The organism is Photobacterium sanguinicancri (assembly GCF_024346675.1).
Lineage (GTDB): Bacteria > Pseudomonadota > Gammaproteobacteria > Enterobacterales > Vibrionaceae > Photobacterium > Photobacterium sanguinicancri.
Window position 1 is genome coordinate 2,654,661 of the sequence record NZ_AP024850.1, and the last position, 16,538, is coordinate 2,671,198.

9 protein-coding genes are annotated in these 16,538 nt (G+C 44.7%); 1 reads left to right on the forward strand and 8 read right to left on the reverse strand.

All coding sequences use genetic code 11. From position 1 onward, the window contains the following. Nucleotides 1–9 precede the first annotated feature (9 nt). The 4 genes from OCU87_RS12330 to fabB form a co-directional block, all read right to left on the reverse strand. The gene (locus OCU87_RS12330; protein ID WP_261857268.1) at nt 10–5,004 is read right to left on the reverse strand and encodes a FimV/HubP family polar landmark protein; all 4,995 of its coding nucleotides are present in this window, start codon (nt 5,002–5,004) and stop codon (nt 10–12) included. 217 nt (nt 5,005–5,221) lie between these two features. Then, nucleotides 5,222–6,235 (reverse strand): aspartate-semialdehyde dehydrogenase, encoded by a 1,014-nt coding sequence (locus OCU87_RS12335; RefSeq protein WP_094955901.1) that lies wholly within the window; start codon nt 6,233–6,235, stop codon nt 5,222–5,224. Next, nucleotides 6,232–7,419, reverse strand: a complete 1,188-nt coding sequence (locus OCU87_RS12340) for a 4-phosphoerythronate dehydrogenase (protein WP_261857269.1) — start codon at nt 7,417–7,419, stop codon at nt 6,232–6,234. Before OCU87_RS12340 ends, OCU87_RS12335 begins: the two co-directional genes overlap by 4 nt. Nucleotides 7,420–7,877: 458 nt before the next feature. Next, a complete protein-coding gene (fabB, locus tag OCU87_RS12345; protein WP_062690941.1) occupies nt 7,878–9,092 on the reverse strand; it encodes a beta-ketoacyl-ACP synthase I in 1,215 nt (404 codons plus the stop codon). Between the two features lie 165 nt (nt 9,093–9,257). Here fabB and mnmC point away from each other — a divergent pair, with 165 nt between their 5' ends. Further along, a complete protein-coding gene (mnmC, locus tag OCU87_RS12350) occupies nt 9,258–11,321 on the forward strand; it encodes a bifunctional tRNA (5-methylaminomethyl-2-thiouridine)(34)-methyltransferase MnmD/FAD-dependent 5-carboxymethylaminomethyl-2-thiouridine(34) oxidoreductase MnmC (protein WP_390959925.1) in 2,064 nt (687 codons plus the stop codon). 10 nt (nt 11,322–11,331) lie between these two features. On the opposite strand, the gene OCU87_RS12355 is transcribed toward mnmC, so the two are convergent. The 4 genes from OCU87_RS12355 to OCU87_RS12370 form a co-directional block, all read right to left on the reverse strand. Next, the gene (locus tag OCU87_RS12355) at nt 11,332–11,685 is read right to left on the reverse strand and encodes a hypothetical protein (RefSeq protein WP_261857271.1); all 354 of its coding nucleotides are present in this window, start codon (nt 11,683–11,685) and stop codon (nt 11,332–11,334) included. A 189-nt stretch (nt 11,686–11,874) separates the two neighbouring features. Continuing rightward, complete coding sequence (locus tag OCU87_RS12360; protein ID WP_261857272.1) at nt 11,875–13,227, reverse strand: MBL fold metallo-hydrolase; 1,353 nt, start codon at nt 13,225–13,227, stop codon at nt 11,875–11,877. Nucleotides 13,228–13,372: 145 nt separating this feature from the next. After that, the gene (locus OCU87_RS12365; RefSeq protein WP_261857273.1) at nt 13,373–15,268 is read right to left on the reverse strand and encodes a polysaccharide biosynthesis protein; all 1,896 of its coding nucleotides are present in this window, start codon (nt 15,266–15,268) and stop codon (nt 13,373–13,375) included. An 88-nt stretch (nt 15,269–15,356) separates the two neighbouring features. Further along, nucleotides 15,357–16,532, reverse strand: a complete 1,176-nt coding sequence (locus tag OCU87_RS12370; protein ID WP_261857274.1) for a DegT/DnrJ/EryC1/StrS family aminotransferase — start codon at nt 16,530–16,532, stop codon at nt 15,357–15,359. Nucleotides 16,533–16,538 lie beyond the last annotated feature (6 nt).

Genomic DNA, 16,538 nt, shown 5'->3' on the forward strand with positions numbered 1-16,538 from the left:
TTCTTCGACTTATGATTTAGTGGATACTTTCAGTAAATGCGTTGCTTCTTGTGCACTTTGTGCATCGCCGTTTTGGGCAATATCACGTAACAAATCAGCGGCACCTTCAGCATCGTTCATTTCAAGGTAAGCTTTGGCTAAATCTAACTTGCTCGCGTACTCACCTTGGCTATCAACATCATATTCTGGCACTCCCGCTAAAATATCAGGGAACTCATCAAGCCCGACATCAAGATTCAACGGGGCGTTATCAAGATCGATATCCACATTGAAATCATCTTCAAACTCGGACTCTTTCAAGAGCTCATCAATACTGATGTAAGATGCCGGTGATGGTTTCGTTTCGTCTAATAGCTCGCTATCGGCTTCCAGATAGCTATTATCTTGGTATCCTGAGGCAGATGCATCGCTACTCTTATGACTCTGCTGATGGCTCTGCGAGTTCGCAGGTTCATCGCCCGAGCGGCTATCAATACGGTATGATGCGGTATCGCTGTTCACAACGTCATCGCTGTCATCTAACAGCAGATCTTGCTCGTCAACTTCATCCAGTAAAGACTCAGCGTCAAATCGATCAACCTCTTCAACTTGCATCTGAGGCTGCTCTGACCAATCTTCGCTCGCCAGACGCGGCTCTTCAGAAATAGAGGCCCATACAGCAGCATCATCTTCTGACATTTCAAGCGATTGATCATCCAACAATGGGTCTTCATTAAACAGCAACTGATCACGTTCTTGGCTTTCAATATCATCTAAGCCAAACGGGATCTCATCAGAGAGCATTTCACTTTTCGCTAATGCATCAGACGATTCATCAAACGCGGTTAAATCTATATCCGAGGCTGTTGAATGTGCTGGCGTATTACCGCTGATGTCACCATCATCCACCCACGCATCAGGATCCGTCAGTAACGCATCCATATCTAAGCCTGCACTGTCTACAAGCTGCTGATCAATTACATTATTAACTGGTGACGCCATAACCGGGTCGCCGGTCTCTGAAGTCTCTGGACTCTTTTTAGCCTCTGGCTGAAGCGTATTGTTCGGCGCTTCAGGTGCTTCAACTGTCGTTTCTAGTGGCTCAACGCCATCATCATCAATAAATGAGTCTGATGTTAACCCTTGCTCAATATCGTACTGCTCAAGCTCATGCTGCTCATCATACGACGCTTGACGAGCATCATCTTCACTGAATTCAGGTACGGTATTCAGATCTATAGTTTCAAATTTAAAATCGGATTCCGCTTTTGCAACGTTGAAGCTGTCACTCTCTGGCGTATGAGCCGTTTGTTCTGCTTCTTGCTGTGTACCAGCTTCCACTTCAACTGGCGCAGGTTCAACCCTAGTTTCAAGCGCAGCTTCATCACTTGGTATTGACGGTGTTATAGGTGGTGCTATAGGCGTCGATTCCGAAGCTTCAACAGCCTGCTGTAGTTGCTTAACCACATTGTCTAGCGCTGATTGTTGCTCATCATCTGCTATATCGGCCAACTCAGGTTCTAAAGCTTCAGCTTCTGGATCAAACATCGCTGCGTTTTCATCAAACTCAGGCAATTCATCATCACGGATCTTATCCGACGCTTGATACTCTGCAGCTTGAGGCTCAGCAGATTCCGTAAACTCAGAGGCTTCCGGATCACTTAGCGCGTCTTCTTCTGTAAACTCAGGGAAATCGTCAAGACTAAATGGCTCTGGCTCTGGCTCTGGCTCTGGCTCTGGCTCTGGCTCTGGCTCTGGCTCTGGCATAGCAAGTTCAGGCTCAGCTACGTTGGCTTCAACTTGTGCTGATGTTAACGCTTCATTTGCTACATCAACATTGGCCAGTGCTTCAGCATGCTCGATTTCTTCAAGTAACTCATCAACACGTCGACCAACAGGTGAACTGTCTTCTGCCGTATCATTCAGTAGACCTTCAACTTCCGCCACGAGATCATCGTAGTTATGATCGTCAGCTGCTGTAGCGTCATCAACTTCAGTCGGCTCTGTCGAGTTATCAGTAACATCTTGCTTAGTTTCAACGCCTGAGCTTTCATTGGTCGCTAGATTTTCATTAGCATCTAGCGCCTCATCAAACGTTAAATCACCGTCAGCTGCCGTTGACGCTGTTTCATCATTCTCAAATGGGTCAGGCTCTAACGCTTCTTTGGGTGCTAACGCATCATTTAGAATGTCATTAAAATCTGATGCAAAATCAGCATCATCGCTATCATCTAACGTTGGCGACTCAAGTTCATTTGTATCAAGCTCATTTGTATCAAGTGTAGGCGCTTCAAATTCAGGTTCATCATAAACCGATTGGCTAGGTGCTAACTCTTCAGCATCTGGCGTAGTGTGCTCTTGATTTGGTTCAATCGCACCAGATTGCGTGCCGTAGGCTGCCAATAATGCATCAAGGTCATCTTCTGCAACCTCACGATCATCAGCAATGCTTTCATCTGCAAGACTATCATCAGCAACGCTTTCAACAGGCTCTACTAATTTAGTCTCTTCTTGTTCTTCAATCGCACTATCAATGGGGCCAATAGTATCGAACTGAATATCATCGATATTTTGGTTATCAATTTCAGCGCCTACTTCCACCGAGGCATTAGCGGCAGGTTCTTGAATCGCACTTTGTTGCGCAAATATGTCATCAATGTCGGTTGGCGACATATCCGGCAATGACATATCAGACGGTGGCATATCTAGTGACGACGGATCTGATGATTCCATCGTTTCGCCTAATAGCTCATCGAGTAAATCCGTGCTGTTTTCATCAATGATCAGTTCGTCGATATTAATGTCGTTATCCGACATATCATCTACATCAAAGTCGCTCTCAATACTGTTGGTATCTGGGTCGAGTGACTCATCATCACCAAGCAGTTCATCCAGCAACGCCGTACTGTTTTCATCAATTTCAATATCACTGTTAAACAATGACGTCTCTTGTTCATCGTCGCCCAGTAATTCATCCAGTAATGCGGTGCTGTTTTCATCAAGCGTTATATTTGATGCATCGCCTAAATCAATATCATCATCGTCTAGAAGCTCATCTAACAATGCGGTACTGCTTTCATCTAGAATGCGTTCATTATCATCTGCATTGTCATCACTCGCAAAGCTCGTTGCGAAAATATCATCAATAAGATCTTGTTCTGACTGAGATGAACTTGATTCAGGTTCCCCTCGCTGGGTGTCCGCTTCGCTAAAAAGCGACGCTGCATTCGCCTCTTTTGTTAATGATGCTTCAGGGTTCGCCATCGCGCTGGCTTCCGCCAAAGCCGCATCAATCGCAGCTTGCTCTGCCAGTTCATCACTCACATCTTGTTCAGGAGAATCAAAACTGTCTGCTGAATCAAAACTATCAAATAATGCATCAAGTTCACTTTGTGCAACGACATCATTGCTATCATTTGGCTTTGACGATGAGCTTGAATCGGCCTGCTCAGCTTCAAGCAGTAATTCATCCAATAGCGATTGGTCAAGCATGCCATTATCAAGATTATTGCCACTTAGCAGTTCATCATTGCTATCGCCATCGTTATCAGACAAATCAAAGTTTGGCTGTTCATCATCTTCTTTTAGCGATTGTTCCCACATTGCAGCGAGTGCTTCATCGGAACTTAGCTCAGAGGACTGTTCCATTTCATCAAGTGCGCGCTCCATATCTTCAAGGCCGAGCGCTTGCTCATCACCTGTGACAGAGATACTACTTGCGCCACCAAGTGGGCTATCGATGTCAAAATCATCACTCGATGATAAATCTAAGGTATCGTCATCATCACGCAGTTGTGGTGCGAATAAGCTGTCTTCAGGATCATCAAATAACGCATCATCTTGTGCAAAGAGATCATCTATATCGTCACTGCCACTTAATGCTAGATCGGCAGTTGGATCATCAGCACCAGCCAACAAGCTATCATTCGGTGGTATAACCGCAGGATCAATCGCGTTAGGGCTATCTAACGACTTCACATCGTCAGCATCTTCTTCTTTACGACGACCAAATAGAAGGTATGAAGCAATACCTGCAATCAAGGCACCCGGAATAAACGCAGCCGCAGCCAGTGCCCATGGGTTCGCAATCAACTGATCCAGTAACGAAGGCTCTTGCACCACAGGTTGCATTTCAATGGTCTTTTGCTGTGCTAAGAAATCTTTAATTTCATCACGCAATATACCGTCACTGGTTTGCTGGTCTTGCAATGCGGCAACTTCATGCTGCATTTCAGATAAACGTACTCGTAGCAAATGGTTGCTTTCAAGCAATTTAGTAATTTGGATATCTGAAGCATCAAGCTGATTTTGCAGCTCTGTCGGCGGCGCTTTCTTAGGCTTTGGTGGAATGAGCGCACTTTCCGTCTGGGCAACATTCGCAGCACTGATTTGCTCAACGGTGGCCGTTTCGACTGTGCTCGATGCTGCACGCGTGGCATTTGCAGTCCGTGTAGAGGTCGCTGTTGTACTTGCTGCTGTTGATTCTGTCGTTACTGAGCGCGGCGCCGTTGCTGGGGCCGAACGAGAGGTTGATGCCGTGTTTGCCCGTGAAGCGGTAGATGTTGTTCGACGCGAAGGTTGTGCCGCTTTATCTTGCTCTAAACGCAACTTAACCGCATCGGTATTTTCACGACGGATCTGAGTTAACGTTGGCATGTTTAGGCGGCTGCCAGGAACTAAGCCATGAATATTATTCGATTCAAATGCATCTGGATTCGCACGATAAATAGCGCCGATCACTTGGTAGACAGAAACAGAGCTAGAAGGGCGATACTTTGACGATATCCCCCACAGTGTTTCATTGGCACGCGTCGGCCCGTACTGATAACTGCCTTGATAGCGGTTATCAAACAGTGCCGCATTTTGGCTGACTTCGCGGTAACGTTCAGTTACAACAGATGTGGGTTGGTCTTCCTCTGGCCCAAGAATGCGTACGGTATTCGCTTGTACCGAAAAATGAATGGCTGTCGTTGCAATGAATGCAGGAAGAATAAAGCGTTTGATCAGGTTAGATACGTCAGGCACGGCCTGCTGTCCTCTCTGGCGGAAACTAAAAAGTCGATTAGATAAATACAGTCTACGACAACATTTATCGAACCCACCTACTATGCGGTATTACTATATCGGACAGGCAACCTGAAACTGTAGTGTTCATACTAAAAATGTGGGGTTGCTGGAAAATTTACTAAAAGGAGCAGCAATCATGCCGCTCCTTGTCTATAGCCTCGGCTGATTTTCGTGATTATAAGTAATCAGAAATCAACTTCTCGGCAATTTGTACGCTGTTCGTCGCAGCACCTTTACGCACGTTATCAGCAACAACCCACATGTTTAAACCATGAGAGTGGCTAATATCTTCACGTACACGCGCAACCATGACATGGTCTTTACCTGTTGCGTCAGATACTTGTGTTGGGTATTCATTGCCTTGGAAAAGCTCAATACCTTCCGCGTTCTCTAGTAGTTGTAGCGCTTCTTCAAGGTTCACTTCTTGACGCGTTTCAACATGAACGGCTTCTGCATGACCATAGAATACAGGTACGCGAACACAAGTCGGGTTCACACGAATAGTGTCATCAGCAAAAATCTTTTGCGTTTCCCACACCATTTTCATTTCTTCTTTGGTGTAGCCGTTATCCATAAAATCATCGATATGCGGCAAACAGTTAAATGCAATTTGCTTATCGTAAACACTATTTTCTGCTGATAGACCATTCAATAATTTAACGGTTTGGCCCGCTAATTCATCAACGCCTTTTTTACCGCTGCCTGATACCGACTGGTAAGTTGAAACGTTAATGCGTTCGATACCGTAAGCATCATGGATAGGCTTTAATGCCACCAGCATTTGGATAGTCGAACAGTTAGGGTTCGCGATGATGTTACGGTTACGGTATTCCGCAATCGCATCAGGGTTCACCTCAGGCACAACTAGCGGTACATCGTAGTCGTAACGGAAGCGTGACGTGTTATCAATCACGATAACGCCTTCATCTGCCGCGATAGGAGCCCAACGGTCTGAGGCTTCAGAACCTGCAGAGAACAAAGCAATATGGACCTGTGACCAATCAAAATCTTCAACGTTGGTAACACGTACTGATTTATTTTTAAAACGCAGTGTTTGACCCGCACCACGCTCAGAGGCTAGCAAGTATAAATTGCGAACAGGAAAATTGCGTTCCTCTAATACCTCAACCATAGCTTGACCTACAGCGCCAGTAGCGCCGAGTACGGCAATATCAAATTCCTGACTCATTGCGTTTCCTCAATTGTAAAACCTAATTTAGCCAGCGACTCTACCCCAAAACTGGCCTCTCCTGCTACCGTAATCGCACTATATTCACGTCGATCCCAGTAATTTTTACGCATCAAATCAAATGCAGTTGCCATCTCGGCCTCATCGCCTTGAGTTTGCTGCATCGAACGGCGAAATAGTGCATCGTCCTTACGTACATCATAAACCAACTGGATCAGTGAAAATAAGTCAGATTCTGACCACGTTCGGCTCAAGGTGACGTGTGGGATAGGCGCTTGCGGTAATAAACTCGCAGCTTCAACATGCGGTCGAGCAGAGTCATCAAGACTCGTAAGAAAGTCACAGTATTGGTTATACACCATAGTGGTGCCACGCGCTTTGCCTTCTAAACCGTAGCCTGCAACATGGGGGGTCGCAAAGGCTAACAATGGCAAAAGTTCGAGATCAACCAGAGGCTCATGTTCAAATACATCCAACACTGCCGTTACTATTTTACCTTGTCCACTGACACTTTGCTGTAATGCCCTTTTTAACGCCTGATTATCAACCACAGGACCGCGCGCAGCATTGATAAGAATGGTGTCATCTTTTAAATCGCCCAAGAATGCTTCATCAACCAGATGATAAGTTGAGTATTCACCCTCTCGGGTAATAGGCGTGTGTAGCGTAATGACATCACACTGCTCACGAAGCGTTGCTAACGATGAAAACGCACGACTATCACCTTCCGCTTGCTTAATCGGGTCGTTCAGTAAATACCGTATACCTAATGCATCTAAACAACCCGCAAGGTACGTACCGACATTGCCAGCACCAATAATACCCACGGTTTTGTCAAAGATTGAAAAACCGTGTTGTTGGCCCAGCACCATCAGGCTGCTTAGCACGTACTCAGCAACCCCTACTTTGTTACAACCAGGTGCTGCAGTAAATCTAATATTTTTCTCGGCAAGTAACGCTTGGTCAACATGGTCTTGCCCTGCTGTGGCGGTACCAACAAATTTAAGGCGGTTGGCTTTTGCTAGCAATCGGCTATCCACCTTGGTTACCGAACGGATCATCAAAGCATCAATGTCGACCAAATCATCACAGCTCAGTGTGCGCCCAGGTTTTGCTATTACATGCCCTAATTGACTGAAGAGGTCTAGTGCATAAGGCATGTTTTCATCGATAAGGATGTTCATTAATTCTCCGAAAGCGAACAACTGCAAGCGAATATAATACCTCAGCCTCACCGAGAACAACCAGCGCTGTTTATCCTTCAATCTTTTGCCACTGCCACTGCCACACAAGGATAAACTCGAGAATCTAGATCCGCTCGACATACAGCGGGAGTTCAGCCGCGCTATGCTATTAAGGCTAACACTGTCATTTCCAAATAGCAGGCACAAAAAAACCCAGCATGGCTGGGTCAAAAGTCCGAGAAAAAGCATCAGATACGCAGCGTAATTTTTACACTGTATACCTAATGTGCGTCTGTTCATCGGTACTGGCTAAAACATTGGAAAAGTAGAGTTCTCTGGACAAGTCATCTACTTTCTCATTTTAGCCGGTGCCACCTCGGAAACTATGTTTAAGATGCAAAACAGGTAAACGCGTAATTCGCTATTATTTTGTCTACCTGCTGTTTTTGCGCCTTAAATTACGCTTCGTATTTTTTGATGACTAACGTTGCGTTAGTGCCACCAAAACCGAAACTGTTAGACATTACCGTCTTCAGCTCAACATCGCGCTTTTCAGTCACAATATCTAAGCCTTCTGCCGCAGCGTCTAGGTTTTCAATATTAATGCTTGGGGCAACAAAGCTGTGCTCTAGCATCAAGGTTGAATAAATCGCTTCGTGAACACCTGCCGCACCCAATGCGTGACCAGTCATCGCTTTGGTTGCTGAAATTGCAGGACAGTTTTCACTGAACAATTCTTGGATTGCACCCAGTTCTTTTACATCACCTACTGGTGTTGAAGTACCGTGGGTATTTATGTAATCCACTGGCGCATCAAGATCTTGCATTGCCATCTTCATACAACGCACCGCACCTTCACCTGATGGTGCTACCATGTCGTAGCCATCTGATGTCGCGCCGTAGCCCACGATTTCACCGTAGATCTTCGCGCCACGTGCCAATGCATGCTCAAGCTCTTCAACAACCATCATGCCGCCGCCACCAGAGATAACAAAACCGTCGCGGTCTGCATCATAGGTACGAGACGCTTTTGATGGGTCATCGTTATATTTAGTTGATAGTGCGCCCATTGCATCGAACATCATGGTCAAAGACCAATCTAATTCTTCACCGCCACCTGCAAACACAACATCTTGTTTGCCTAGCTGGATAAGTTCTAATGCGTGACCAATACAGTGTGCAGATGTCGCACATGCAGAGCTCATGGTGTAGTTAACACCGCGGATTTTAAACGGTGTTGCCAAACATGCAGACACGGTTGACGACATAGTACGAGGTACCATGTATGGACCAACACGTTTCACACCTTTTTCACGGATGATATCGACAGCCGCGACTTGATTTAATGATGATGCGCCACCAGAACCCGCCACTAGGCCAGTTCGGTCATTAGAAACTTGATCTTCAGTTAGGCCGGCATCTGCAATTGCCTGCTCCATAGACAAATATGCAAAACCTGCTGCATCGCCCATGAAACGCATCTTCTTACGATCGATATGCTCAGAAGGCTTTAATTTAAGATCGCCCCAAACATTGCTGCGTAATTTCATTTCAGCAAATTGTTCAGAGAAATTAATGCCAGATTTACCTTCTTTTAGCGATTCCAGCACTTCGTTTACGTTGTTACCAATGCTGGATACGATACCCATGCCTGTAATTACGGCTCGTTTCATGATGAATTCCTACTGATATTTAACGCAGAGATAATAACGGCTTTCTCACTCAAAAGTGGTCAGCTTTCCTATAGTTCGGGTACAATCGCGGTTAATTTCCAACTTTTTACTATGTTCGCACCTTAATTTTAGCGCCATATTTAAGTCTTAAATACGGATTTTGTAATGTGCAGCAGTCCCATTAAAAGAGGTTTCCCCTTGTCTGATAAGCCCAATAAGCGCATTGAGCACGCTGTTCTTGACTGGAACGAAGCGGGCACGCCAGTTTCTAACGATTTTGACGATGTGTATTTCTCTAATACCAATGGCTTAGAAGAAACACGCTACGTATTCCTACAACAAAATGGCTTACCCCAGCGTTGGGAACACTTCGATCGTCGTCGTTTTGTTGTGGCTGAAACCGGTTTTGGCACTGGGTTAAACTTCCTTGCACTGTGGCAATGGTTCAAAGCATTTCGTGCCGCACACCCTGATGCTACCACTAAAGAGCTGCATTTCATCAGTTTTGAAAAATTTCCGGTTACTAAAGCGGATTTAATCAAAGCGCACCAGTCATGGCCTGAACTCGCCGATGTGGCGAAGCAACTTCATGCCCACTACCCTGCGGCCGTTGCTGGCTGTCAACGGGTCGTACTTGAAGGTGGCATGATCACACTGGATTTATGGTTTGGTGATATCAAAGACTGTATGCCACAGGTGTGGTGTGGTGAAGACGGTATTGTTGATGCGTGGTTCTTAGATGGTTTTGCTCCTAGCAAGAACCCCGAAATGTGGAACCAAAACCTGTTTAATAACATGGCAAAATTAGCTCGAACAGGCTGTACCACTGCCACGTTTACCGCTGCGGGCTTTGTTCGCCGCGGCTTAATCGAAGCGGGTTTTAGCATGTCTAAAGCCAAAGGTTTTGGTACTAAGCGTGACATGTTAATTGGCCATATTGAAGCACGTCAATTTGGGTCAAATGTAAAACCTTGGTATCAGCGTAACGAAGCAAAAGACACGGATAATGTGGCGATCATTGGCGGCGGTATTGCGTCAGCCAGTGCGGCTATCGCTTTAATTCGCAGAGGGGTTAACGTCACGCTTTATTGTGCCGATGCCAAGCCAGCAGAAGGGGCATCTGGCAATCGTCAAGGCGCTGTTTATCCGCTGTTAAGTGGCGGCCATGATGCGATCCCAGACTTTTTTGCCCCAGCCTTTCTGTATGCACGACAGTTTGTAGAACAAGCAACGCAATATGGTGAATTTGAACACCAATGGTGTGGTGTTACTCAGCTAGCTTGGAGTGACGAGGCGAAAAGAAAACTCGGTAATATTTTAGCAAATCAATATCCTGAAGATCTTATCAAAGCTTACGACCAAGCCCAAACAGAAGAGATTACAGGCGTAGTCTCAGGGCATAGCAGCGTTCATTACCCGCTAGGCGGATGGTTGTGTCCACAAGCACTCACACGCGTTCTTATTGAACACGGTCAACAAACAGGCCTGCTAACTTGCCACTATAATACCAACGTGCAAACACTGACGCAGCAAGACGCTCTTTGGGCTATTAGCACACAGGACGAGCAACACTTTCAGCATGGCACCGTTATTGTGGCCAATGGACACCGTTTTACGACATTTGAACAAACCACCCAGCTGCCACTCTATCCTGTACGCGGCCAAGTAAGCCATATCCCGACCAACGAGACCTTGGCGCAATTAAAAACTGTATTGTGTTATGACGGTTACCTAACACCTAAAAATACCACTTCAGACACCCATTGCATCGGAGCGAGTTATGGTCGCAATAGTACCAATACCGATTTCAATGATGATGAACATGCTTCAAATAAAGCACGTCTGATTAAGAGCCTGCCTGATGCAACATGGCCAAAAGATGTAGAGATGGGCGACAACCAAGCACGTGTTGGGGTGCGTAGTGCCAGTCGTGATCATTTACCTATCGTGGGGGATGTTTGCCGTATTGATGATTTAATTTCGCAATATAGCGATCTTAGAGATAACAAAGACACAGCCGAAGCCGTGCCTTGTTATAACAATCTCTATAGCTTCCTTGGCTTAGGCTCACGAGGATTAAGCTCTGCGCCCCTGCTTGGCGAATTAATTGCCTCGCAGATTTGTGGTGATCCACTACCACTTCCAAACGATGTCCTTGAGGCTCTGCATCCTGGCCGTTCTTGGGTACGACGTTTAGTCCGTGGCAAGCAGCTTAATCAAGATAAATAAATCGTTCTTTTTATTCTGCATTTACCGTTGCTGGCGGACCTGAATCTTCACCGCCAGTATCGGCTAATGCCACAGCAACCACGACAGCTGCCACACCGACGGCAATCGCCGTCGCTGTTAACCCACCAGCAGATGCTGCCAATGCAGTATTTGCCCCCGCCGCCTCTCCTGTTGCCGATGCAGCACTGGCTTTTGTCGCAGATTGAGCCGCACTCGATGTCGTTTGCGACGTTGTTTGCGTTGAGGTTGTTTGTGCAGATGACGGTGATGTTGCAGATTGCGACGCTGTTGCCGCTTCATCCGCAGCCCAAGCCGTAGACGAAAAAATCCCATAAAAAATAAGCGCAATTACAAATTTATTCATACCATTCCTACTCATTAGGTGAGTTATTGATATGAATATAAGTATAGCTAGGCTTGCACTTTTCGCCTTACCATCGAAGCGCAAATCATAAGATCAGCGTTAAACATACGGCTTTTTATTCACTTAGCTGGAATAACTAAAATAAAAAACACATTCGTGAGACGAGTGAAAGAAGAGCCAGTTCTAGCACTAACTGGCATGATGAATCCTGACATTTTCAATCACAGAATACAGCTTGTCAGCCAAAGCTCGCTGCGTTGCAATCTCGCCATGCACCAAGTAAATCTCCCTCGGTCCATGAGCAATATTACGGACAAACTCAATTAAATCAGACTGATCAGCATGTGCCGAATAACCCGACAGTTGATGTATTTGAGCATTTACGGTTATTAATGCTTGGTTAACTTCAACGTCTGTTTTACCGTCGATTAACGCTTTACCAAGCGTTCCTTTGGCTTGATAACCCGAAAAAACAATGTCTGTTCGCTTATCTGGTAATAATGCTTCAAGGTAACCAACAACCCGCCCCCCGGTACACATCCCACTTGCGGCTACAATAATCGCTGGCTCAGCAGAAGCTTGAAGTCGGTTAATCAGTGCGACATGTTCAGCATGCGATTTAATCACAATACATTGTTGAAAAGAGAGAGGATGACGCCCTGTGCTATAGCGTGATTTAGCCTCATTTGCCCATAATTGTTTATAGGTGTTGTACTGCTCGGTGATCTTGGCAGCCAGAGGGGAATCTAAAATAACGGGTAGACTTTGCCACTTTACTTTTGACGAATGGATATCGGCTTGCGCAATAATATTTTCAAGATCAAACAGGAGTTCTTGCGTTCGACCGACACTAAACGCCGGAATAATAATCGCCCCACCATCTTGTAATGAACGCTCTACAATCTCTTTTAACCGCCTCTGACGATCACCGATAGATTGATGTTGGCGATCACCATAAGTGCTTTCCAGTACTAAAATATCAGCCCGTTCAGGTGAGGAAGGATCAACTAATAACGGCGTATTGCATGGGCCTAAGTCACCAGAAAAGACCACAACACGATCATCTGGCAACTTAATTTCAACATAAGCAGAGCCCAATATATGGCCCGCTTGACGAAAGCGGACATTGATCAGCTCACCGCTAGGAAAAGTGAGCTGAACCCAGCAATCATAAGGGATTGGCTTTAACAGCGAACGCACCCGATTAGTGATTTGTTCACATTGCTGAGAATCAAGACCAAGTTGAATTTTAAGCCCATCTTCAAGCATCAAAGGCAGCAAAGCCGATGTCGCTTGAGTCGCATAAATTGGCGAATGAAAGCCCGCTGCGAGTAACCAAGGAATACGACCAACATGGTCGATATGGCAATGAGTAAGAAAGAGTGCACGCACACAATCTAATGGGAAATCAATATTCAATGATGACTTTGATTCAGCACCTTGGAAAAGGCCACAATCAATCAATAAACTATTGCTTCCTAAAAACAACTCATGGCAAGAGCCTGTTACACCATCTTTGGCCCCATGATGTTCTATGCGCACCGCACTGCTCCAACATATTAGTATTAAGCGGGCATGATGACAGAGAGTGATTAATTTAAACGCTAATAAACCATTTGTTTAGATATGTATCGCATAATTATCGACAGTGAAAAAAACTGCCGACAATAATGTGTCATTAAAGTGATTATTTATGTCGCGCTATCCAAACAAGATCGCCAATATCATCTGTTGGATTGAACCCAGTTGGTGTTTTCAGCAATAAATTCCGAATTTCTTCATGATCAAATTGATGACATGCTAAATCCAATTGATCAAGGATCACTTTCATTTCAGAGTATGAAAGGCAAACTTCACACGCCATCATGATCCGCTCATGTTTTGTTCGACTGACATTATCACCAATCAATAACTCTTCAAAAAGCTTCTCGCCGGGCCTTAAGCCTGAGTATTGAATCTCAATATCACCATCAGGGTTATCGACAGACCGCACCTCAAGACCAGATAACTTGACCAAGTTCGTAGCTAAATCAACGATTTTTACTGGTTCACCCATATCAAGTACAAAAACATCACCAGCATTACCCATTGCACCAGCTTGAATCACTAATTGAGCAGCTTCAGGAATAGTCATAAAGTAGCGAATGATATCAGGATGAGTAACGGTTATCGGGCCACCTGAAGCAATCTGTTTCTTAAAAAGAGGAATAACTGAACCAGATGAACCAAGTACATTCCCAAAACGAACCATACAAAAACGTGTTGAATGCGCTTCTGCGGCTAATGCTTGCAACGTCAGTTCAGCTAAACGCTTAGTCGTCCCCATTACATTTGTTGGGCGCACAGCTTTGTCTGTTGAAATTAAGACAAAAGACTCCACCCCAGCGGCAATAGCTGCCTTTGCCGTAAAGTAGGTGCCAAACACATTATTACGGACACCTTCAACAACATTAAATTCAACCATAGGAACATGCTTATAGGCTGCAGCATGATAAACAGTTTGCACTTCGAATGCATTCATCACAGCTTCTAAACGATGTTGTCTCTGCACAGAGCCCAATAAAGGTAGAACTTCAACATTCAGGTTTTCTTCAGCTACGTAGTCGGAAAGCTCTTTTTCTATTTGATATAGAGCAAACTCAGATAACTCAAATAATATTAATTTACGGGGGCTTTGACGAATAATCTGTCGACAAAGTTCCGAACCAATTGAGCCACCAGCACCAGTAACCATTACCACTTTGCCAAAAATATTTGCTTTTAACAGGTTTTCTTGTGGAATAACCGGATCGCGACCGAGTAAATCCTCAATATGTACATCCTGCAGCTCCGAAATTTTTGCCTTTCCACTCACGATATCAACAAAAGTAGGGACAGTTAATACCTCTACAAGAAAAGGTGATAGTTGCTCCAATATCTCTTTACGTTCCGAGCTCGATGCTCTAGGAACAGCCAGTAAGACTTTTTTGACATTTCGTCGAGAAATAACGGCTTCAATACGCCCAGGCAAGAGAACGGGTAAGCCTAAGACTGTCGTTTTGATAAAACTACGATCACGATCAATAAACGCAACTGCGCGATATTCCGCGCTATGCTTTAACGCAATACTTAATTGACGCCCAGCAGAGCCAGCACCATAAATAACAACATTAGTCTTTGAATTTCGTCCCGCAGAAATATAAATACCACGGACAAGCAATCGAACACTGATAACAAAAATGACGAGAAAAGACGAGAAAATGACAGGGACAGTTCTTGGAATGAATATATTCGAGAAAAAACTAAAACCTGCAAGAAGCAACCCTGAGAGAAAAGATCCAACCAGAATAAGCAACAGCACACGATAGCTCAGATAACGAACAATCGTTCGATATACTCCTAACTGATTATAAATAATCAATGTGCAAGGAATAATAAGAGCCAAACATAACCAAAGCTCTACACTAGCAATTGCATCGAAGTTCCCTAACCGAACACCAAATGAAGACCAAAATGCAATAAAAATCAAAACTATATCTGATGCTATACTTGTTAAAAACTTCTGCTTCCGTGGTAATTCCCACAATTTATCTATAGTACTCATCAATCACAAAATCATTTAATTGAATTTGACTAAAAAAAAGAGCATCTACAAAGATGCCCTAGATAGCCATGGATAACGTATTCTATAACTATTTCATTGCTTTGAGTAGCACTGTGCTTATCACGTCACAGGTTTTAACAATTTCACTGTGTGTTAACGTAGGATGTACTAAAAACATCAAACTTGTCTCACCCAGCTCTTTAGCATTAACAAGAGAGTGAGTCGGTCTCCATGGCGTATCGTCAAACGCTTTTTCTAAGTAAACCTCAGAGCAACTTCCCTGGAACGCAGGAACACCAGCCGTATTAATTTCATCTACCACACGGTCACGGCTCCAACCATCCCTAAAGAACTCTGGCTGTATGAATATATAGTGCTTATAGGCTGCGTGTTCAATATAGTCAGCAACATCAACAGTACGGGCAAGACTAATACCAGATACAGCGGCATCAATAGCTGCTGCATATGTTTGTCGTCTTTGAGTCCACTGATTCATTCTCGTTAATTGAATACGGCCTAAAACGGCCTGCATTTCAGTCATACGCCAGTTAGTACCAAAACTCTCATGAAGCCAACGAAAACCAGCTGGATGTTCACGATTATAAATAGCATCAAAACTTTTACCATGATCTTTATAAGACCACATAGTCGACCACAACGCTTCATCATTCGTGGTAACCATGCCACCTTCACCGCCGGTGGTCATAATTTTATCTTGGCAGAAAGACCATGCACCTATGTGACCAATACTACCAACAGACTGGCCTTTATATTTAGCACCATGCGCCTGAGCACAATCTTCAATAACGTAAAAGCCATGCTTTACTGACAACGCCATTATGGCATCCATCTCTGCGGGCATACCAGCAAGATGAACAACAATAACAGCCTTTGTTTTGGGTGTTAATACTGCTTCAATTGTTTCCGCTGTGATATTTTGCGAATTTAGATCAACATCTGCAAATACAGGCTCAGCCCCCGCAGTCACAATGGATGATGCCGATGCCAAAAATGTACGAGGCGTTGTAATAACTTCATCGCCGGCCCCAACATCCAAAGCTTTTAGCGCAAGATCAAGTGCTAATGTGCCATTACCCAAGGCTATCGCATGCTTACATCCAACCCAAGAAGCAAATTCTTTTTCAAATTCACGGCATTCAGTGCCCGTCCAATAGTTTACTTTATTTGATAAAAGCACTCGACTCACGGCATCACTCTCTTCTTGAGTGAAAGAAGGCCAAGGCGAAAACGGAGTATTTAGCATAAACAA